The sequence below is a fragment of the Francisella sp. AG1 genome (assembly GCF_057683165.1).
Map to the genome: position 1 here is coordinate 498,379 of NZ_CM173135.1, position 21,031 is coordinate 519,409.

Below are 21,031 nucleotides of genomic sequence, written 5' to 3' on the forward strand. Positions count from 1 at the left end.
ATTTTTCATATAAAGCAGTTTCTTAAAGCTTTTGAGGACACAATGACAATTCAAATAGTTTCAACTAATCCTATAGCAAATCAAAAACCAGGGACTTCTGGGCTTAGAAATAAAGTTAAAGTTTTTCAATCTCCTAATTATCTAGAAAATTTTGTTCAATCAATTTTTAATTCTCTTAAACAATTTAAGGGTAAAACTTTAGTTTTAGGTGGAGATGGTAGGTATTATAATGATGTTGCTATCCAGATTATTATTAGAATGGCAGCGGCGAATGGTTTTGGTAAAATTATAGTTGGTAAAAATGGTATCTTGTCAACACCAGCTGCTAGTTATATTATTCGTAAGTATAAAGCTTTTGGAGGGATTGTGTTATCAGCAAGTCATAATCCAGGTGGTAGAAGTGGAGATTTTGGTGTTAAATATAACACTAATAATGGTGGACCAGCTGCTGAGAAAATTACTGATGAAATTTATTTTGAAACCCAAAAGATTGATAAATATTTTATTAGTGAATATGAAGGAAATATAATAGATCTTGAGAAATTAGGAAAATATCAAATAGAAGCAACTCAGGTGGAGGTTATTGATTCTGTTTTGGCTTATGCCGACCATATGCAGAATATTTTTGATTTTAAACTTATAAAACAGCTATTTAAAGATGGATTAAAAGTGCGTATTGATACTATGTGTGCAGTAGCAGGACCATATGCAAAATATATCTTTGAAAAAATATTAGGAGCTGGTATGGGGAGCGTTGTTAATGCTAAACCACTAGAGGATTTTGGTGGGATGCATCCTGACCCAAATCCAGTAAATGCTTATGATTTAGTTAAGCATATGCAAGGTGGCAGCTATGACTTTGGTGCTGCGTCAGATGGCGATGCTGATAGGAATATGATTGTAGGTAAAGAAATGGCTGTAGCTCCATCTGATAGCTTAGCAATTATGACAGCAAATGCTTATTTAATACCAGCGTATGTCAAAGGTATAAAAGGCGTTGCAAGATCGATGCCAACTTCTACAGCTGTAGATAGAGTAGCTAAAAATTTAGGTATTGAATGTTTTGAAACGCCAACAGGCTGGAAATTTTTTGGAAATCTTTTAGATGCTGGAGCTATAAATCTTTGTGGAGAGGAAAGTTACGGCACAGGTTCAGATCATATTCGTGAGAAAGATGGTATATGGGCAATGCTTTTTTGGTTAAATTTAGTTGCAGCTACTGGAAAAAATATTGATGAATTAGTCAAGTGTCATTGGAACAAATTTGGACGTAATTTCTATTCACGACATGACTATGAAGCTATTGATAAGGATATTGCAAATCAAATTATGCAGAATTTACGTAACAAAATAATTAATTTATCAAATTCAAAAATTGGTAATCAAACTGTTAGGTTAGCTGATGATTTTAGTTATATTGATCCTATAGATGGCTCTGTTACTACCAAACAAGGAATACGTGTAATATTTGAAGATGGTTCACGCATTGTGTTTAGGTTATCAGGTACAGGAACTCAGGGCGCTACACTTAGAATATATTTTGAAAAATATGAGGGTGATATTACAAAGTTTGCATTATCTACTCAAGAAGTATTAGTAGGTTTGATCGATGTTGCCGAAGAGCTTTCTGAGGTTAAAAAATTAACTTCACTGTCTAAACCAACTATAATTACTTAAAAATCAGAAGAGAGTAGCTCATGATTATAATTAATTATATGGAAAAAATTGCTTTAAGTATAAGAACACTAAAAAATGTAAATTTTAATAAATGATTATTATATTTTATAAGCATGACTGCAACTCTAACTCTAAATGTGTTAAAATCCATTTTAATTATTTGAGCCAAAAAAACATTTTAAAATGCTTACATTCCAAGAAATTATTTTAAAGTTACATCATTACTGGGCTTCTAAAGGCTGCGCTATTATCCAACCTCTTGATATAGAAGTCGGGGCTGGGACATTTCATCCTGCGACTACGCTTAGAGCAATAGGTCCAGAGCCATGGGCAGCTGTTTATGTGCAACCATCAAGAAGACCTACAGATGGGCGTTATGGTGAAAACCCAAATCGTACACAACATTATTATCAATATCAAGTTGTAATGAAGCCATCACCTGATAATATCCAAGAACTATATTTAGGTTCATTAAAAGAGCTTGGTATTGATACTCTAGAGAATGATATTCGTTTTGTTGAGGATAATTGGGAATCTCCAACACTTGGTGCTTGGGGATTAGGTTGGGAAGTGTGGTCAAATGGTATGGAGATTACTCAGTTTACATATTTCCAACAAGTTGGAGGATTAGAATGTAAACCTGTTATGGGTGAAATTACATATGGGCTTGAGCGTTTAGCAATGTATATCCAAGGTGTTGATAGCATGTATGATTTGCTCTGGGCAAACACTCAAAATGGACCGTTATATTATCGTGATGTCTTTATGCAAAATGAAATAGAAATGTCTACTTATAATTTTGAAGAAGCTAATGTCGAAGAGTTGTTTAAGCAGTTTGATCTATTAGAAAAAGAAGGATACAGGATTGTTGAAAAAGGTTTATCAATTCCAGCGTATGAATTTGTACTTAAAGCATCACATACATTTAATTTATTAGATGCCAGGCATGCAATATCAGTGACTGAGCGTCAAGGCTATATTTTAAGAGTTAGGAAGTTAGCTATTGAAGTAGCAAAAGAATATTATGCAGCTAGGGAAAAATTGGGTTTTCCAGCTTTCAAAAAATAGATGTTATGAAATCTATAAGTGAAATATTACATTTTTTAAACCTTCGAAATACTTCAAACAAAATTCATTATATAGATTCTATATTTTTAGATAGTAGAAAATGCCATATAAAATCTGCTTTTGTAGCTCTAAAAGGGCAATCAACAGATGGTAATAAATATATAGAGCATATTCTTTTAGGTGGTGTTAGATTAGTGCTGACAGATAATCCTACTCTTGCAAATAATATAGATATTTTTTATGTAGAAAAATTAAGGGATAAATTATCTGATCTAGCAAAATGGTTTTATGATTATAGTAAGCCTCAAAATATAATTGGTATAACAGGAACTAATGGTAAAACATCAATCTCTAACTATATAGCTCAATTTTTTAGTTTAGCTGAACAAAAATCGTTGCTATTAGGTACTAATGGTAATGGTATTTATCCTAAATTATTAGAAAGTACTCATACGACTTTAGATATTTTATCTTTATATAAGACAATTAAATCTTGTGAGAGCTATCAAAATTTAGTTATGGAAGTATCTTCACATTCTTTAGATCAGCAGCGTGTGAAGGGGATAGATTTTGATATTGCAGTATTTAGTAATCTTAGCCAAGATCATTTTGATTATCATAAAACTATGGAGAATTATTTTGAAGCAAAAGCTAAGCTGTTTAGGTTTAAAAATCTTAGTAGTGCGGTTATAAATATAGATGATGATTATGGTAAGAAACTTTGTGATATTTGTAACTGTAAAATTACAACTGTAAGTTTAAAAGCAAAACGAGCAGATTTCTATTTAGAGATAAAAAGTATCGAAAATACAGAAACAAGTTTTGACCTATATATTTATCAAGAATTTATAGGTACATATCAAACCTTGTTAATTGGTAAGTTTAATTTGATGAATCTAGGTTTAAGTTTAGCAGCCTTGAATAATAAAGTTGATAGAAATTTACTTTTATCAAAAATATCTCAAATTAAACCTGTAAAAGGTCGTATGGAAATTATGGAGTTAGTTAATAATATTAAAGTTATAATTGATTATGCCCACACTCCGGATGCTTTGGAAAAAGTATTAGAAACTTTAAATGATTATCCTTCTAATAAATTATGGTGTATGTTTGGCTGTGGAGGGGGGAGAGATACTACTAAAAGATCAAAAATGGCAGCAATAGTTGATAAATATGCAGATAAAATAGTTGTTACAGAAGATAATAGCCGTTTTGAAGATATAAACAATATATTTAATGATATTAAAAAAGGCTTTAAAAATAATCAGAATCATATATATATACCTTCTCGAGAGGAAGCTATAAGATACTGTATTGAGAATGCTAAGGTTGGAGATGTTATTTTACTAGCTGGAAAGGGGCATGAGTGTTATCTTGATAAGAATGGTATCAAAAAATATTTTGATGAGAGAGGGATTATCACTAAATACCAGTTATTCTCAGTCAGTTGAATATTTCACCTACTTTTTTATATTTGCATGCATCAACTTAATTTTAGAGAAAAATATAATAGTCAATTCACAATAATGGGAAATTTTAATGAAAAAATATCAGTTTTATAATCGAATTCATAGCTTATTTTGCAACAAGTACAGCTATCCTCCACCAACTAAATGAAGGGATGATAAACCTACACTATTTGTGGAGGATCAATACCATTATTATCTAATAAATGGATCAGCATATGCTCCCAACTTTCAAATAATAAAAGTTTGAACATACCTAATAGTTCATCCCATAAATCATCATATGTAACACAGACTTTTCTGCACCATTGAAATAACTGGTCTGTGAATTCTAATATTTGATGAATATAAAAAGCTAGCATAATTAAAATATAAAAATTAAAGCTTTCCCCTTTCAGATGACCCCAATTATGAGCTAGTTTATATCCAAAGTTTTTAAGAGTATTAAAACACTGATTCTCTATACGCCATCTAGCTCTTGCTGCCTTAGTTATCTGTGCTATATTGCTCTTATCAACCTCCAAGTTGGTTGCCCACACACCAGCTATCGTTGATTTTTGCTTACCATCTTTGTCTTTGCTAATCGTAAAAGCTTTAACTACAGTAACTTTCGTGCTTGAGTCTTTGTTTAGAGGTATGTCATAATACCATCTGTATGCGATAGATGTATTGCCCATAGTACTCTTATGACTTTGATATTCAGAGCTATCTAAGCACTCATATAGATGTTTATGATTACCCTGTTTTATTCTAAATATATAATCTTCTCCATTTTGTATTACTGATTCTATAAAGGGTTTAGTAGCATAGATACTATCTGCTAGCCATATAAAGTTCATTCTTGGATGTTGTGATCTAAGTTTTGGTAATAAGCGTTTAGCTGCATTAATTTCACAGTCTTGCTTCTTATCACCATCAGTGTTTTTAATAGGTTCAGGCATTAATGGGAATATTTGCTTTTGATTTGGATGACATATTATTGCTTGTAATGCCTGATGGCTATATTCTACTTTACCATTACGTTTTCTCTTTTGTAAACATTCTTCACATTTTATAGTTTCAGATGAATGGTATTGTGTAGCATCTAATGCTACAAGATACTTATCTTCAAACCTAAAATTAGATAAGTGCTTACCTCGTTGTAAACGGTTTAAGTAGTTATTGAATATTGGTTGAAACTTATCATACTTAATATTTGATATGATAGTCCTCAGTTGATTATCACTAGGTATTTCTGTAACTCCAAATTGGGTTTGCAGATTATTTTTATATTGTCGTTTCTGCATTAATCTTTGATATTTTAATAAGCTAGATGATTTGTAAAACATACAGGCAAGGGTAGATAATGCAGCATCACTAATTTGATAATTTACACTACTAGCTCGTCTATTATCTGGTAAATTACTAATGTTAGACTTAAATCCATCTATAAGTGGCTGTAAACTTAGATGTTTTTTGGTTTTGACCATTACATAAAAAATATTTTAATATTTGTATGTTATTATCTAATAATATTAAGTATTTTAGTATATTCTAGTGAAAATTAGTGCGAAAAAGTTAAAAACTAAGCATTGAGTTTAATAGCTTTGTGGGCTCACTGAGAATAGCTGATATTAATTGGAATAATATTGAAAATTTACATACTATCGGTATAGATGAAATAAGTAATCGTAAAGGACATAAAGACTTTATTGCTATAATCAGTTCTAAAGATAAATATGGTAACTTAAGCATCTTAGCTGTTTTAGATAATAGAAAGAAACAGACGGTATTAGATTTTTTAGAATTCGTCCCAGAGTATTTAAAAAAACCTGAGTTCGGAGTTATTTTAGTCCATAGAAATTCTTCTTTGTCCAATAATTTCAGTAGGAGCCATAATCCAAGCAGACATACAAGCCATAAGATGAGTAAAAGCATTCATAGGAGATCTATGTCTTGTATGCCAAAGCATTAAACTGTTTTTCAAATAATCAATCATTGTTTCAATCATACCTCTATTACGTAATAATGATTTTTCAGACTTAGTTTTAAATGCTTTTTTCATATTTTTCTTAAGAGTAGTAACTAATTTTAAACCTTGCTTGGCAAGAGTACTTTCTTTAGCTTTGGATATATAACCTTCAAGCCCTTCACACATACTAATCAGAGGTGTTCTATCATCAACGTTACCTTGGGTAACACGCAAATTCATTATCTGAGATAAATGGTTAATAACAAAATGTAGTTTTAGCCCATAAAACCATCCAGTAGATGTTTTAGATTTTTCTGCTAATCCATCAAACACTTTATGTCTTTTCTCCCGTAGATTATGACACAGAGGTAGTTTAGTTGCGTCAACATATAATTTATCTGATGCTATTACTCACGTCTTTAGCACAATATTATCAGATTAACTATATCTAAAGCCATTGCATCTGGATATGTTCTTAAGTAGCTTTCTATCGCTTCCTTATCTGTAAAGGTTGCTACTCTACCGCAACCCAAGCCTTGCTTAGATTTATAATCACCAGTTGTCTCGTATAAGTTTATCCAAGATCTAGTAGTACGGATATCTATATTAAAAAAATTACTTAGCTCTTTGTCTGTTAGGCCTTCTTTATATTTAGTTATTACGATATCTCTGAAATCTTGGCTATATGATGACATTTTTTCTAAATATTATAACATTATTGTCAAATAACTATCGGATTAACTATATGTATTTTGGTACTACATGTTGTTTAGCTAGGTTCTTCGCATGTTGCTCTAGTTTTTTTCTAAAATTATTTTCATATGAGAACATTCCATATTTTTGTAGGATGGCTTGTCGATTTTGATATATAAAATGCTTACTTGGGCTTTTCATGGGGAACTTAGACCCTGGATAGTATGTCTCAATTATATGCCATACATCTTGCCTTGCTCCGCGTAGTGTAAAGCTGAAAAAATACTGAGACAGCCGAAAGTATTCAACCTGTAGTATATAGTCAACCCTAGATGATAGGTCGACTAGAGAATTTAAATATGAATGATCAGCTTCATCTAACTCAAATAAGAAATCACGATCTTGCTTCTCTAATTTTGGGGGAGAGTATAAATCATCGAATTCATCAGCAGATAAAATTTTAAGTCTTGCCATATTTGATGGTTTTTGTACTGGTATAAACGTCCATTAATTCTAAACCTTTTTGTTATATAGATATATTTGTAATTGAATCATCAAAATGTATAATTATTGCTAATATTTTATATTAATACTTACCACTAGCTAAATGTCACATATTTTTGCATACATTAGAGTGTCAACAGGTAGTCAAGATACTCAAAATCAAAAATTAGAAATTTATGAGTATGCAAGAAAAAATGATTTTAAAATTGATCACTTTATTGAAACAGAGATATCATCTAAGAAATCAACTAAGTCTCGTAGGATTGAAGAACTACTAGATAAATTAGATGGAGCTGATACATTAATTATTACAGAACTAAGTAGGCTAGGAAGAAGTACATCTGAAGTAATTGATCTAGTTAATGAAATTATCACTAAAAAAGTAAGATTAATATCTATCAAACAAGGTCTTGATATAAAATCTCATGATATGTCCTCGAAAATAATAGTTACTATGTTTTCTTTATTTGCTGAGCTAGAAAGAGATCTAATTAGTTCAAGAACAAAAGGCTTTAGCTAGTAAGAAAGCTCAAGGAATTAAACTGGGCAAGCCTAAAGGTACTATTCAGAAGAGCAAATTTGACGATGATATCGATAAAATTAAAGAACTACTATCGTTAGGACTCTCTGTTAGAAAAATAGCCACGTATTTAGGGTTATCAAATCATATTGGTTTAAACAATTATATAACTAGCCGTAAACTAAAAAGATTATGTTTAAATGAATAAAACTATTGAAAGATATAGTAAATATAATAAGATTTCCAATATCTTAACCTGTATGTCCAATAATCAGATTGAGCAAATAATATCAACTGGTAAAGCGATGCACACCGGCATTGGTGGTACATCTCTAAAAATAAACATAAACGATATCCCTATATTTGTTAAAAAAATACCAATAACAGATAGAGAGTTGCAGGCAGAAAATTATATGTCTACCGCTAATATATTCAATCTACCAATGTGTTATCAGTATGGCATTGGATCAGCTGGGTTTGGAGCTTGGCGTGAATTGGCTACACATAGAATAACAACTAACTGGGTTATTACAGGTGAGTGTTATAATTTCCCGATCATGTATCATTGGCGGATATTAAAAGATAATACAAATAACACTATTTCAAGATCAGAGCGTGATGATTTAGATCAAGACACTATATACTGGGAAAATAATAAAGAAATACATAATAGATTAAAAGAAAAGATTGTAGCAACACAACATATTTATTTATTCATAGAATTTATACCAGAGAATCTTTATGAATGGTTAAGCAAACAGTTATTTAATAAAAATAATGCTTTTATTGATGTAGTTAAATTGGTCGAAAATCAAATTCAAGAAACAACTGATTTTATGAGATCTCGCAACCTTCTATAGTTAATCCGATAGTTATTTGACAATAATGTTATAATATTTAGAAAAAATGTCATCATATAGCCAAGATTTCAGAGGTATCGTAATAACTAAATATAAAGAAGGCCTAACAGACAAAGAGCTAAGTAATTTTTTTAATATAGATATCCGTACTACTAGATCTTGGATAAACTTATACGAGACAACTGGTGATTATAAATCTAAGCAAGGCTTGGGTTGCGGTAGAGTAGCAACCTTTACAGATAAGGAAGCGATAGAAAGCTACTTAAGAACATATCCAGATGCAATCAGCTATTCTCAGTGAGCCCACAAAGCTATTAAACTCAATGCTTAGTTTTTAACTTTTTCGCACTAATTTTCACTAGAATATACTAAAATACTTAATATTATTAGATAATAACATACAAATATTAAAATATTTTTTATGTAATGGTCAAAACCAAAAAACATCTAAGTTTACAGCCACTTATAGATGGATTTAAGTCTAACATTAGTAATTTACCAGATAATAGACGAGCTAGTAGTGTAAATTATCAAATTAGTGATGCTGCATTATCTACCCTTGCCTGTATGTTTTACAAATCATCTAGCTTATTAAAATATCAAAGATTAATGCAGAAACGACAATATAAAAATAATCTGCAAACCCAATTTGGAGTTACAGAAATACCTAGTGATAATCAACTGAGGACTATCATATCAAATATTAAGTATGATAAGTTTCAACCAATATTCAATAACTACTTAAACCGTTTACAACGAGGTAAGCACTTATCTAATTTTAGGTTTGAAGATAAGTATCTTGTAGCATTAGATGCTACACAATACCATTCATCTGAAACTATAAAATGTGAAGAATGTTTACAAAAGAGAAAACGTAATGGTAAAGTAGAATATAGCCATCAGGCATTACAAGCAATAATATGCCATCCAAATCAAAAGCAAATATTCCCATTAATGCCTGAACCTATTAAAAACACTGATGGTGATAAGAAGCAAGACTGTGAAATTAATGCAGCTAAACGCTTATTACCAAAACTTAGATCACAACATCCAAGAATGAACTTTATATGGCTAGCAGATAGTATCTATGCTACTAAACCCTTTATAGAATCAGTAATACAAAATAGAGAAGATTATATATTTAGAATAAAACAGGGTAATCATAAACATCTATATGAGTGCTTAGATAGCTCTGAATATCAAAGTCATAAGAGTACTATGGGCAATACATCTATCGCATACAGATGGTATTATGACATACCTCTAAACAAAGACTCAAGCACGAAAGTTACTGTAGTTAAAGCTTTTACGATTAGCAAAGACAAAGATGGTAAGCAAAAATCAACGATAGCTGGTGTGTGGGCAACCAACTTGGAGGTTGATAAGAGCAATATAGCACAGATAACTAAGGCAGCAAGAGCTAGATGGCGTATAGAGAATCAGTGTTTTAATACTCTTAAAAACTTTGGATATAAACTAGCTCATAATTGGGGTCATCTGAAAGGGGAAAGCTTTAATTTTTATATTTTAATTATGCTAGCTTTTTATATTCATCAAATATTAGAATTCACAGACCAGTTATTTCAATGGTGCAGAAAAGTCTGTGTTACATATGATGATTTATGGGATGAACTATTAGGTATGTTCAAACTTTTATTATTTGAAAGTTGGGAGCATATGCTGATCCATTTATTAGATAATAATGGTATTGATCCTCCACAAATAGTGTAGGTTTATCATCCCTTCATTTAGTTGGTGGAGGATAGCTGTACTTGTTGCAAAATAAGCTATGAATTCGATTATAAAACTGATATTTTTTCATTAAAATATTCCATTATTGTGAATTGACTATTATATTTTTCTCTAAAATTAAGTTGATGCATGCAAATATAAAAAAGTAGGTGAAATATTCAACTGACTGAGAATAACTGATAAATTACTGATAAAATCTACAATATGTAAGACTATTGCTTGATAGTTGAAACAGTGCAAAAGTTACACATATTTTCCTTTTACAAAAGCCACCACTTCTTCCATTTCAAAACTTCGCGCACCCTTGACAATTAGTTTAACATTATCATCCTTATATTGCTCAATAACATCCTTTAGATCTTTATTTAATTGATCCTTACTTTCATAATAGTTAACATTCGAGCTACTGCACTCCTCTAATACATAATTTATAAGATGATTTTCCCCAAATAAAAATACCTTATCTAAATAGGCTTGTTTAAGCCACTGTCCCATTTGCCTATGATACTTCTCTGACTCATCACCTAATTCACGCATCGAGCTAATGACGAGTAACTTTTTACCATCGAATTCAGTTAAATCTTCTATGGCTGCTTGAACAGCATTAGTACTAGCATTATATGTATCATCAATTAAAATTAGTTTATCACTTAAACTTTCACTAAAAAATCTACCTTTATAGTTTTTTATAGATATTGTATTTGTAAGAAAATCTTTAGGTTTTAAGCCTGTAGCAACTACACTAGCAATTGCTAAGACACTATTAAATAAGTTATGCTTACCAATATTTGGCAACCTATAACAGTACTCTCTCCCAAAAATCTTGATTTTAATATCATAAATTTCTGGTGTGGTCTGATAATTTAAAACAAAAATATCTGCATTTTCATCTAGCATTGAACATGTTATTTTATTACAGTTGAGCCTATTAACATATTTAGAAATATTTTCATCATCTAAATTAACAATACAGTAACCATCATCACGCAGTGCTTGCAGCAAATCCCCTTTCTCAAGCATAACACCTTCTATTGTTTTAAGATTTTCTAAATGACAAGCTCCAACATTTGTAATCATTGCAATATCAGGCTGAATAATATCTGCTGCTGCTTTAATCTCACCACCAACATTTGTACCTGCTTCAATTATTACAAAATCAACATCTTGAGGAGTTTCTAATATTGTGATTGGCACACCTAGATAGTTATTTAAATTTCCTTGAGTAAAATGTATTTTTTTCTTATCAAGGAGAGTAACAATCATCTCTTTGACTGTAGTTTTTCCACAACTTCCCGTTAGAGAAATTATCGGCATCTTCAATAATTTACGATATTCTTTAGCTAAAATTCTTAACCCCTTAATTGTATTATCACAAACAATTTGTGGAGTATCTATAGCTTGTTTATTTGAAACCAAAAGTGCCTTAGCACCATTTTTTATAGCACTTGGAATATACTCATGGCCATCGCGATTAGCTATAATTGCTATAAATAAAGCATCTTGTTTTATCTCATTTGAGTTAATAGTAACTGTTTTAATCGAGACATCTTCACCAAAATATTCTAGGCCAGCCTGTATTGCTAATTGTTTTAGGGATTTAATCATTTTTATTAATTATGGAGGTGCGAATATAAAGTATATTAAAATAATCAATATTTAAAGGCTAGTAACATATCAGTTATTCTCAGTCAGTTGAATATTTCACCTACTTTTTTATATTTGCATGCATCAACTTAATTTTAGAGAAAAATATAATAGTCAATTCACAATAATGGAATATTTTAATGAAAAAATATCAGTTTTATAATCGAATTCATAGCTTATTTTGCAACAAGTACAGCTATCCTCCACCAACTAAATGAAGGGATGATAAACCTACACTATTTGTGGAGGATCAATACCATTATTATCTAATAAATGGATCAGCATATGCTCCCAACTTTCAAATAATAAAAGTTTGAACATACCTAATAGTTCATCCCATAAATCATCATATGTAACACAGACTTTTCTGCACCATTGAAATAACTGGTCTGTGAATTCTAATATTTGATGAATATAAAAAGCTAGCATAATTAAAATATAAAAATTAAAGCTTTCCCCTTTCAGATGACCCCAATTATGAGCTAGTTTATATCCAAAGTTTTTAAGAGTATTAAAACACTGATTCTCTATACGCCATCTAGCTCTTGCTGCCTTAGTTATCTGTGCTATATTGCTCTTATCAACCTCCAAGTTGGTTGCCCACACACCAGCTATCGTTGATTTTTGCTTACCATCTTTGTCTTTGCTAATCGTAAAAGCTTTAACTACAGTAACTTTCGTGCTTGAGTCTTTGTTTAGAGGTATGTCATAATACCATCTGTATGCGATAGATGTATTGCCCATAGTACTCTTATGACTTTGATATTCAGAGCTATCTAAGCACTCATATAGATGTTTATGATTACCCTGTTTTATTCTAAATATATAATCTTCTCCATTTTGTATTACTGATTCTATAAAGGGTTTAGTAGCATAGATACTATCTGCTAGCCATATAAAGTTCATTCTTGGATGTTGTGATCTAAGTTTTGGTAATAAGCGTTTAGCTGCATTAATTTCACAGTCTTGCTTCTTATCACCATCAGTGTTTTTAATAGGTTCAGGCATTAATGGGAATATTTGCTTTTGATTTGGATGACATATTATTGCTTGTAATGCCTGATGGCTATATTCTACTTTACCATTACGTTTTCTCTTTTGTAAACATTCTTCACATTTTATAGTTTCAGATGAATGGTATTGTGTAGCATCTAATGCTACAAGATACTTATCTTCAAACCTAAAATTAGATAAGTGCTTACCTCGTTGTAAACGGTTTAAGTAGTTATTGAATATTGGTTGAAACTTATCATACTTAATATTTGATATGATAGTCCTCAGTTGATTATCACTAGGTATTTCTGTAACTCCAAATTGGGTTTGCAGATTATTTTTATATTGTCGTTTCTGCATTAATCTTTGATATTTTAATAAGCTAGATGATTTGTAAAACATACAGGCAAGGGTAGATAATGCAGCATCACTAATTTGATAATTTACACTACTAGCTCGTCTATTATCTGGTAAATTACTAATGTTAGACTTAAATCCATCTATAAGTGGCTGTAAACTTAGATGTTTTTTGGTTTTGACCATTACATAAAAAATATTTTAATATTTGTATGTTATTATCTAATAATATTAAGTATTTTAGTATATTCTAGTGAAAATTAGTGCGAAAAAGTTAAAAACTAAGCATTGAGTTTAATAGCTTTGTGGGCTCACTGAGAATAGCTGTTAATTAGTTAACTTGACGGTGCCGTAAAAAATGCTTTATTATGAATAAATATGGTATACCATATTCTTATTAAAATTATTTATAAGCAAATATGAAAAGATTTAAAAATGCCATCTCAAGAAAACGTAAAATAGGCAATGATGAAGAAAAGAGAGATTCATTTTATGAATTTTATGAATTTAAGAACATTTTAATAAAAAATGATTTTAAAATTTTTATTAAAGCAATTTTAGAGAAAAACCCTCTGCTTTTTAGTAATATAGGGTGGCTTCTTTCTCAATATTATCAATTAGATGTTGGAGTTTCAAGCACTGAAGAAGTTAGTGATAGATATTCTCGTGATCATAGAGGTAAACCAGCTTATCAACAATCTAGAACACAAAGTCCTACTTATTCTGTTACCTCTAGAGGCTCAAGCTTTTATGAAGAAGAAGATCTTGATGAAAAAGAAGTAGATTTTAATGAAGAAATAGTAGATCCGTGTTCAACATTTACTAATAATGTATTTTGTAATATTTCTATATCATTTTCTCGATTAAATATAGGCAAAGGATCTGATCAATATATAAACTATATATTACATGGGATATACTACTACTTATATCCATCGTTACTAGCTTACTATAATTATCTTGAAAATTATAAGATTTATGGATATGATGCCGATAACCGTGAAGATCTTATTGCCACTTCTTTAGATATGCCTATTTTTAACACTTTATTAAAAATTGAAGAAGTTATAAAGAATAATCCAGATCCTTTGGATATTAATTTACAAAACTTAGACTCAAGTGTGTTTAATGGAATTGGTAGAGCTGATTTTAAAACTGCATGCCTGATAGAGTCTGGTGCAATTGAAACAGAGGAAATTTTATTATATGACTTTAGTAATAGATGTTATATTTGTTATAACATTCACTCCCAAATAGATGATATCAAATCTTATCTAAATAATTTAATTGAAGAAGTTGTTAAATTAAAAGATAAATATGCTGATGTAGAAGGAGGAAATATGGGAAATAAGAATAACCAATTCCCTTATCAGCTTCTTAGAGATTATGGTCATAGAAGATATGCTGACCAAGCTTTAAAGGAAATTGGGGCTTATTCAATGAAATTAGAGACTATAGAAGAGTATTTTAATTATAAAATATCTAAGCCTTTACCATTAGATGAAGCTTTAATTTTAGCAGTTAAAAAGAATTTGCATACCATTATAAATGCTTATCTAACAAATGTTTTAGAAGATATGCTTCCCGTTCTTACTATAGCAATAAATCAATCCCTTGCTAATTCTATAAACTATATATATTCAATTTATAAAAATGAAGATGAGTATGCAGAGTGGGCAGAATTAACAATTCGTTGTATAATACAAGAAAATATAAAAAAACATGGATACGATGGTTATCACAAACCTTTTTATCAGAGAGGATCTTTCAAGACCGCTCTGAATATTTCTAGAAGTCAGGTACACCAATCATCAAGAAGACTCTTCTCCCGTTCTAGGGTTATGTAAGTTAAGCAGCATAACTGGTTCTGTTGCAAAGATTGACAGTTAATTATATTGAATTTACACCAGCTATTCTCAGTGAGCCCACAAAGCTATTAAACTCAATGCTTAGTTTTTAACTTTTTCGCACTAATTTTCACTAGAATATACTAAAATACTTAATATTATTAGATAATAACATACAAATATTAAAATATTTTTTATGTAATGGGGTTCTATTCAGGAAGGTACGGAATTTCCGTGAGCATAGCTGTAACTATTGTTATATCTGGCTTACAGCTGACAAATTGATTTTAGAACTACTAATCAAAGATTATATAATCCCTTATAAATTAAGGCTTTCAGACCCTTAATTAAATTCATACAATTTGATCTAATCAATAAACACCTTTTTTGAACTACTGATAGTTATTATATGCTTACTTTATCATTACTTAATCCCAACCAATATTCTTTAAGAGCTTCTCAAATACGTTATTTGGATATTGAGTTGACTTATCTTTTTTCATTAAACAATAATAGAATTCATCCATTTTTATGGCAATAGGCATATAATCTTTTAAAATCATATCAAGTGAAGTTGGTTCTGATGAAATAATTTCTTTAATTTCATGATTTAACATTCGCTTATATTGATTAAGTTTATTAGTAAAAGAAGAAACGTCATCTAGTATTATGTTTTGTAGAATACTTGTTCTTTGAGGTAAATTATTTTTACTGATAGACGTAATAATACAATTTAATAAATTCACAATTCCGCTCGATTTATCATAAGTGATATTCTTGTAAAAAAATTTTTTCTCCTCCATAGATAACTGAAATTGAGAAGATAGAGCTAAACCAAAATCACTGTAATATAACCGTGATCCATCAGTTAAAATATTTCTAAAATGTGCATCCATATGTATAGTTAATCTGATAATATTGTGCTAAAGACGTGAGTAATAGCATCAGATAAATTATCAAAAGAATTATTTACTTTTCTTAAAATTCTTTTAAAATTGGCCCAAATTTTTTCTATAGGATTTAAATCAGGAGAATAAGCAGGAAGGTATAGTATCTGTATATCAAACTTCTCTGCTATTTTAGCCAATTTAGGAGACTTATGAAAACTAGCATTATCCATAACAACAGTAGTCTTTGGAATTAACTCAGGACATAAATGCTCTTCAAACCACTGATTAAGAATTTGAGTATCTGTATATCCAGTATACTCTAGCGGTGCTATAATCTTCTTTTCTAAATAGTTATAACCAGCAACTATACTTTTTCTCTGAGTTTGATAAGCAATAACTTCACCATAGCTAGGTTTACCAACAAGAGACCATCCTCTTAGTACAGACTGTTTATTATCCATACCCATTTCATCTAAATATACAAGTTTGTTAGGTTCAATAGTCTCAACAACCTCTATAAAACTTTGCCTATCTTGTTCTTTTCTTTGCTTATATTTAGGTGTCTTTTTTTAAAACTAAAACCAAGTCTGGTAAGACAATCATAAAATGTGCTTCTAGGCAGTTATTCTCAGTCAGTTGAATATTTCACCTACTTTTTTATATTTGCATGCATCAACTTAATTTTAGAGAAAAATATAATAGTCAATTCACAATAATGGGAAATTTTAATGAAAAAATATCAGTTTTATAATCGAATTCATAGCTTATTTTGCAACAAGTACAGCTATCCTCCACCAACTAAATGAAGGGATGATAAACCTACACTATTTGTGGAGGATCAATACCATTATTATCTAATAAATGGATCAGCATATGCTCCCAACTTTCAAATAATAAAAGTTTGAACATACCTAATAGTTCATCCCATAAATCATCATATGTAACACAGACTTTTCTGCACCATTGAAATAACTGGTCTGTGAATTCTAATATTTGATGAATATAAAAAGCTAGCATAATTAAAATATAAAAATTAAAGCTTTCCCCTTTCAGATGACCCCAATTATGAGCTAGTTTATATCCAAAGTTTTTAAGAGTATTAAAACACTGATTCTCTATACGCCATCTAGCTCTTGCTGCCTTAGTTATCTGTGCTATATTGCTCTTATCAACCTCCAAGTTGGTTGCCCACACACCAGCTATCGTTGATTTTTGCTTACCATCTTTGTCTTTGCTAATCGTAAAAGCTTTAACTACAGTAACTTTCGTGCTTGAGTCTTTGTTTAGAGGTATGTCATAATACCATCTGTATGCGATAGATGTATTGCCCATAGTACTCTTATGACTTTGATATTCAGAGCTATCTAAGCACTCATATAGATGTTTATGATTACCCTGTTTTATTCTAAATATATAATCTTCTCTATTTTGTATTACTGATTCTATAAAGGGTTTAGTAGCATAGATACTATCTGCTAGCCATATAAAGTTCATTCTTGGATGTTGTGATCTAAGTTTTGGTAATAAGCGTTTAGCTGCATTAATTTCACAGTCTTGCTTCTTATCACCATCAGTGTTTTTAATAGGTTCAGGCATTAATGGGAATATTTGCTTTTGATTTGGATGGCATATTATTGCTTGTAATGCCTGATGGCTATATTCTACTTTACCATTACGTTTTCTCTTTTGTAAACATTCTTCACATTTTATAGTTTCAGATGAATGGTATTGTGTAGCATCTAATGCTACAAGATACTTATCTTCAAACCTAAAATTAGATAAGTGCTTACCTCGTTGTAAACGGTTTAAGTAGTTATTGAATATTGGTTGAAACTTATCATACTTAATATTTGATATGATAGTCCTCAGTTGATTATCACTAGGTATTTCTGTAACTCCAAATTGGGTTTGCAGATTATTTTTATATTGTCGTTTCTGCATTAATCTTTGATATTTTAATAAGCTAGATGATTTGTAAAACATACAGGCAAGGGTAGATAATGCAGCATCACTAATTTGATAATTTACACTACTAGCTCGTCTATTATCTGGTAAATTACTAATGTTAGACTTAAATCCATCTATAAGTGGCTGTAAACTTAGATGTTTTTTGGTTTTGACCATTACATAAAAAATATTTTAATATTTGTATGTTATTATCTAATAATATTAAGTATTTTAGTATATTCTAGTGAAAATTAGTGCGAAAAAGTTAAAAACTAAGCATTGAGTTTAATAGCTTTGTGGGCTCACTGAGAATAGCTGTCTTTATATTTAGTTATTACGATATCTCTGAAATCTTGGCTATATGATGACATTTTTTCTAAATATTATAACATTATTGTCAAATAACTATCGGATTAACTATAATATGCTTCTGTCACAAACTGATAGAACCTGTTAGTAAATAAAGACTTGGTTGAAATAAGTAATATTGATAGCAGTAACTAAAATAGTATATAGTAGTCTATCATATTTTTATTTTGTCTATTATTTGAATAGCTTCAGTAATAGTCTCTTTATTTATAGTCAATGGAGGAAGAAGTCTGATAGAGTTGTTTCTGGTTTTTACAGCCAATATTCCTGAGTCTATTAAGTTATGATAAAAATCTTCAAAATATTTTGTCTTAATTTGTAAGGCTATAAATAAGCCTTTAGCTCTAATTTCTTTAATATATTTAGAATTTATTTTATTTAACTCACTTATAAAAAAGTTGCTTAAAATCTCTGATTTAGATGCTAGGTTTTGTTGTTCTAAGAGGCATAATGCCTTGTAGCCAACAGCACTTGCTAAAGGATTTCCTCCAAAAGTACTACCATGGTCGCCAGGGCTCAAAACATCCATAACTTTTTCTTTACCTAAAAATAATGATATTGGTAAAACGCCACCACCTAAAGATTTACCTAGAGTTATTCCATCAGGATCTAAGTTATAATGTTCTTTAGCAAAGTTTTTCCCAGTTCTTCCCATTCCAGTCTGAATCTCGTCTAATATAAATAAAATGTTTTTTTCTTTACATATTTTTTGGCATTGAATTAGATAATTAGATTCTGGAATGATTACTCCTGCTTCACCTTGGATCGGTTCTATAATAATCGCCGCAGTGTTATCAGTAATAGCATTTTTAAAAGCGTTAATATTATTAAAAGGAACAGATTTAAATCCTGGGGTTAGAGGTCCGAAATTAGCTTTGTATTTTTCTTCTGAAGAGGAGCTAATCGCAGTAATAGTTCTGCCATGAAAACTATTGTCAAAAGTTATTATTTGAGCTTTATCTTGAGGTATCTGTTTTTTTAGGTAAGCCCATTTTCTAATAACTTTTATAGCTGTTTCAATAGCTTCAGCACCAGTATTCATCACTATAGCTTTATCCATATTTGTTAATTCACAAGCTTTTTTTAAAAACATAGCTAAAGGTTCATTATAAAAAAGTCTTGGTACAATAGCTATTTTTTGGGCCTGCTCAGTTAAGGTGTTAATAATTTCTGTATTTTTGTGGCCAAAATTTGTCGAGGAGATTCCTGTTGCCATATCAATGTATTTTTTATTATTACTATCGTAAACATAGCTACCATCTCCTCTAATTATATTAATATTATAAGGTTTGATTATATTTGCACTAAATTTATTTATAACTTTTGTAACATCCATTTTTTTTGACTCTTAATTCTATTTTATGATTTATTATATACTAGATATGCATTATTATTGAATAATTATTCACAAATATGAATAGTTATGTTATTGTATTTAAAAATAATTATAAAAAAACTGTATGAAAAAAAGAATTTGCATAGCTGGAATGAATGGTTATACAGGCCAACTCCTAAAAACGTTGATAAATAATCATCCTAATTTTGAATTGGTTGGAAGTTTAGGTGTAGTATCTCAAACAAAAGATGAATATACATATTTTTTAGGAGATTTGTGTAATGAGGAGTTTAATGTAGATTTTTTATTATTAGCTACACCCGCAGATATTTCTATAGAAATAGTAAATAAAATAAATGAGAAAAATATAAATACTAAAATCTTGGATTTAAGTGGAGCTTTTAGGTTAAAAAAAGAAGGTTTAACTAAATGGTATGGCTTAACACATTCTATTTCTGATTTAGATAATGGTGCTAAATATGGCTTATCACCATATGTTAATTTTTCTGATAAAGATAAACTAATAGCTAATCCGGGTTGCTACGCTACGTGTGCCTTATTGTCAATTATTCCATTATTAAAAAATAATTTAATTAAATCAGATAGTATCATTATAGATGCAAAATCTGGAGTTTCCGGAGCGGGTAAGACACCTAAATCGGAACTAATGTTTACAGAAATGCTTAATAATTTTTATCCATATAAGATTGGAAAACATCAGCATATTCCAGAAATATTAAAATATTTAGCAGATTTTAATGTAAAAGAAGATGAATTTATCTTTAATACAAGTATGTTACCGGTTCATTCAGGAATTTCGATGTCTATTTATGCAGATCTTAATTTTAGTAAGGATAGCTCAAATAGTGATGATATTAAAAAGGCGGTTTATGACGCTTATGATAATGAATATAGTAACTATCCATTATTTAAATTTATAGATATAGCTGAACAAAGTGGAGATAAGCTATTATCATTTTTATCTATTAAAGATGTTGTTAATACACCAAATACTCAGCTAGGTTTTTTAATTAAAGGTAATAAAATTATAATCTTTGCATGTATAGATAATTTATTAAAAGGTGCAGCGACTCAAGCACTTGAGAATTTAAATAATTATTATGGTTTACCTGTAGATACAGGGTTATAGAAAAGGA

16 protein-coding genes and 3 pseudogenes are annotated in these 21,031 nt (G+C 29.9%); 9 read left to right on the forward strand and 10 right to left on the reverse strand.

The window, feature by feature from the left end:
- The first annotated feature begins 42 nt into the window (after window positions 1–42).
- The 3 genes from ACR0PV_RS02495 to ACR0PV_RS02505 all read left to right on the forward strand — a co-directional run bounded on the left by ACR0PV_RS02495 (window position 43) and on the right by ACR0PV_RS02505 (window position 4,196).
- Entirely contained in the window at window positions 43–1,677 is a 1,635-nt protein-coding gene (locus ACR0PV_RS02495; RefSeq protein WP_488173441.1) for an alpha-D-glucose phosphate-specific phosphoglucomutase, read from the forward strand.
- 183 nt (window positions 1,678–1,860) lie between these two features.
- Entirely contained in the window at window positions 1,861–2,745 is an 885-nt protein-coding gene (gene glyQ / locus ACR0PV_RS02500) for a glycine--tRNA ligase subunit alpha (RefSeq protein ID WP_488173442.1), read from the forward strand.
- Window positions 2,746–2,750: 5 nt separating this feature from the next.
- A complete protein-coding gene (locus ACR0PV_RS02505; protein WP_488173443.1) occupies window positions 2,751–4,196 on the forward strand; it encodes a UDP-N-acetylmuramoyl-L-alanyl-D-glutamate--2,6-diaminopimelate ligase in 1,446 nt (481 codons plus the stop codon).
- Window positions 4,197–4,375: 179 nt separating this feature from the next.
- Here ACR0PV_RS02505 and ACR0PV_RS02510 read toward each other — a convergent pair whose 3' ends face one another.
- From ACR0PV_RS02510 to ACR0PV_RS02525, 4 genes and pseudogenes are all read right to left on the reverse strand, one after another.
- Window positions 4,376–5,680, reverse strand: coding sequence for a transposase (locus ACR0PV_RS02510; protein WP_488173095.1), 1,305 nt, complete (start codon window positions 5,678–5,680; stop codon window positions 4,376–4,378).
- 359 nt (window positions 5,681–6,039) lie between these two features.
- On the reverse strand, window positions 6,040–6,570 hold the full coding sequence (locus ACR0PV_RS02515; RefSeq protein WP_488173941.1) for an IS982 family transposase: 531 nt from the start codon (window positions 6,568–6,570) through the stop codon (window positions 6,040–6,042).
- Between the two features lie 35 nt (window positions 6,571–6,605).
- A pseudogene (locus ACR0PV_RS02520) lies at window positions 6,606–6,857 on the reverse strand (helix-turn-helix domain-containing protein); the annotation flags it as partial.
- Window positions 6,858–6,903: 46 nt separating this feature from the next.
- Complete coding sequence (locus ACR0PV_RS02525) at window positions 6,904–7,329, reverse strand: DUF4158 domain-containing protein (RefSeq protein WP_488173444.1); 426 nt, start codon at window positions 7,327–7,329, stop codon at window positions 6,904–6,906.
- 133 nt (window positions 7,330–7,462) lie between these two features.
- On the opposite strand from ACR0PV_RS02525, the gene ACR0PV_RS02530 reads away from it, so the two are divergent.
- The 4 genes and pseudogenes from ACR0PV_RS02530 to ACR0PV_RS02545 all read left to right on the forward strand — a co-directional run bounded on the left by ACR0PV_RS02530 (window position 7,463) and on the right by ACR0PV_RS02545 (window position 10,470).
- Window positions 7,463–7,879, forward strand: a complete 417-nt coding sequence (locus ACR0PV_RS02530; protein ID WP_488173445.1) for a recombinase family protein — start codon at window positions 7,463–7,465, stop codon at window positions 7,877–7,879.
- 200 nt (window positions 7,880–8,079) lie between these two features.
- Window positions 8,080–8,739 carry a hypothetical protein gene (locus ACR0PV_RS02535; RefSeq protein ID WP_488173446.1) on the forward strand — a complete coding sequence of 220 codons (660 nt, stop codon included), beginning with the start codon at window positions 8,080–8,082 and terminating at the stop codon, window positions 8,737–8,739.
- Window positions 8,740–8,785: 46 nt separating this feature from the next.
- Window positions 8,786–9,022 (forward strand): annotated as a pseudogene (locus ACR0PV_RS02540) (helix-turn-helix domain-containing protein); the annotation flags it as partial.
- A 143-nt stretch (window positions 9,023–9,165) separates the two neighbouring features.
- Window positions 9,166–10,470: a transposase family protein gene (locus tag ACR0PV_RS02545; protein ID WP_488173447.1), complete on the forward strand. Its 1,305-nt coding sequence runs from the start codon at window positions 9,166–9,168 to the stop codon at window positions 10,468–10,470.
- Between the two features lie 264 nt (window positions 10,471–10,734).
- Here the strand turns inward: ACR0PV_RS02545 and ACR0PV_RS02550 are convergent, their stop codons facing one another.
- On the reverse strand, window positions 10,735–12,096 hold the full coding sequence (locus tag ACR0PV_RS02550) for a UDP-N-acetylmuramoyl-tripeptide--D-alanyl-D-alanine ligase (protein ID WP_488173448.1): 1,362 nt from the start codon (window positions 12,094–12,096) through the stop codon (window positions 10,735–10,737).
- A gap of 270 nt (window positions 12,097–12,366) precedes the next feature.
- Window positions 12,367–13,671, reverse strand: coding sequence for a transposase (locus ACR0PV_RS02555; RefSeq protein WP_488173095.1), 1,305 nt, complete (start codon window positions 13,669–13,671; stop codon window positions 12,367–12,369).
- A 233-nt stretch (window positions 13,672–13,904) separates the two neighbouring features.
- On the opposite strand from ACR0PV_RS02555, the gene ACR0PV_RS02560 reads away from it, so the two are divergent.
- Window positions 13,905–15,332: a hypothetical protein gene (locus tag ACR0PV_RS02560; protein WP_488173449.1), complete on the forward strand. Its 1,428-nt coding sequence runs from the start codon at window positions 13,905–13,907 to the stop codon at window positions 15,330–15,332.
- 428 nt (window positions 15,333–15,760) lie between these two features.
- Here ACR0PV_RS02560 and ACR0PV_RS02565 read toward each other — a convergent pair whose 3' ends face one another.
- The 4 genes and pseudogenes from ACR0PV_RS02565 to rocD all read right to left on the reverse strand — a co-directional run bounded on the left by ACR0PV_RS02565 (window position 15,761) and on the right by rocD (window position 19,874).
- A complete protein-coding gene (locus ACR0PV_RS02565; protein ID WP_488173450.1) occupies window positions 15,761–16,228 on the reverse strand; it encodes a hypothetical protein in 468 nt (155 codons plus the stop codon).
- Window positions 16,229–16,236: 8 nt separating this feature from the next.
- A pseudogene (locus tag ACR0PV_RS02570) lies at window positions 16,237–16,844 on the reverse strand (IS630 family transposase); the annotation flags it as partial.
- A 197-nt stretch (window positions 16,845–17,041) separates the two neighbouring features.
- Window positions 17,042–18,346, reverse strand: a complete 1,305-nt coding sequence (locus ACR0PV_RS02575; RefSeq protein ID WP_488173447.1) for a transposase family protein — start codon at window positions 18,344–18,346, stop codon at window positions 17,042–17,044.
- Between the two features lie 346 nt (window positions 18,347–18,692).
- The gene (rocD, locus tag ACR0PV_RS02580; protein WP_488173451.1) at window positions 18,693–19,874 is read right to left on the reverse strand and encodes an ornithine--oxo-acid transaminase; all 1,182 of its coding nucleotides are present in this window, start codon (window positions 19,872–19,874) and stop codon (window positions 18,693–18,695) included.
- Between the two features lie 124 nt (window positions 19,875–19,998).
- Between rocD and argC the strand changes: the two genes are divergently transcribed.
- Window positions 19,999–21,024, forward strand: a complete 1,026-nt coding sequence (gene argC / locus ACR0PV_RS02585; protein ID WP_488173452.1) for an N-acetyl-gamma-glutamyl-phosphate reductase — start codon at window positions 19,999–20,001, stop codon at window positions 21,022–21,024.
- The last annotated feature ends 7 nt before the right edge of the window (window positions 21,025–21,031 follow it).

Bases quoted from the DNA above. Each gene is read 5' to 3' on its own strand.
- ACR0PV_RS02495 (WP_488173441.1), top strand. From the start codon at position 43: ATGACAATTCAAATAGTTTCAACTAATCCTATAGCAAATCAAAAACCA.
- glyQ (WP_488173442.1), top strand. From the start codon at position 1,861: ATGCTTACATTCCAAGAAATTATTTTAAAGTTACATCATTACTGGGCT.
- ACR0PV_RS02505 (WP_488173443.1), top strand. From the start codon at position 2,751: ATGAAATCTATAAGTGAAATATTACATTTTTTAAACCTTCGAAATACT.
- ACR0PV_RS02510 (WP_488173095.1), bottom strand. From the start codon at position 5,680: ATGGTCAAAACCAAAAAACATCTAAGTTTACAGCCACTTATAGATGGA.
- ACR0PV_RS02525 (WP_488173444.1), bottom strand. From the start codon at position 7,329: ATGGCAAGACTTAAAATTTTATCTGCTGATGAATTCGATGATTTATAC.
- ACR0PV_RS02530 (WP_488173445.1), top strand. From the start codon at position 7,463: ATGTCACATATTTTTGCATACATTAGAGTGTCAACAGGTAGTCAAGAT.
- ACR0PV_RS02535 (WP_488173446.1), top strand. From the start codon at position 8,080: ATGAATAAAACTATTGAAAGATATAGTAAATATAATAAGATTTCCAAT.
- ACR0PV_RS02545 (WP_488173447.1), top strand. From the start codon at position 9,166: ATGGTCAAAACCAAAAAACATCTAAGTTTACAGCCACTTATAGATGGA.
- ACR0PV_RS02550 (WP_488173448.1), bottom strand. From the start codon at position 12,096: ATGATTAAATCCCTAAAACAATTAGCAATACAGGCTGGCCTAGAATAT.
- ACR0PV_RS02555 (WP_488173095.1), bottom strand. From the start codon at position 13,671: ATGGTCAAAACCAAAAAACATCTAAGTTTACAGCCACTTATAGATGGA.
- ACR0PV_RS02560 (WP_488173449.1), top strand. From the start codon at position 13,905: ATGAAAAGATTTAAAAATGCCATCTCAAGAAAACGTAAAATAGGCAAT.
- ACR0PV_RS02565 (WP_488173450.1), bottom strand. From the start codon at position 16,228: ATGGATGCACATTTTAGAAATATTTTAACTGATGGATCACGGTTATAT.
- ACR0PV_RS02575 (WP_488173447.1), bottom strand. From the start codon at position 18,346: ATGGTCAAAACCAAAAAACATCTAAGTTTACAGCCACTTATAGATGGA.
- rocD (WP_488173451.1), bottom strand. From the start codon at position 19,874: ATGGATGTTACAAAAGTTATAAATAAATTTAGTGCAAATATAATCAAA.
- argC (WP_488173452.1), top strand. From the start codon at position 19,999: ATGAAAAAAAGAATTTGCATAGCTGGAATGAATGGTTATACAGGCCAA.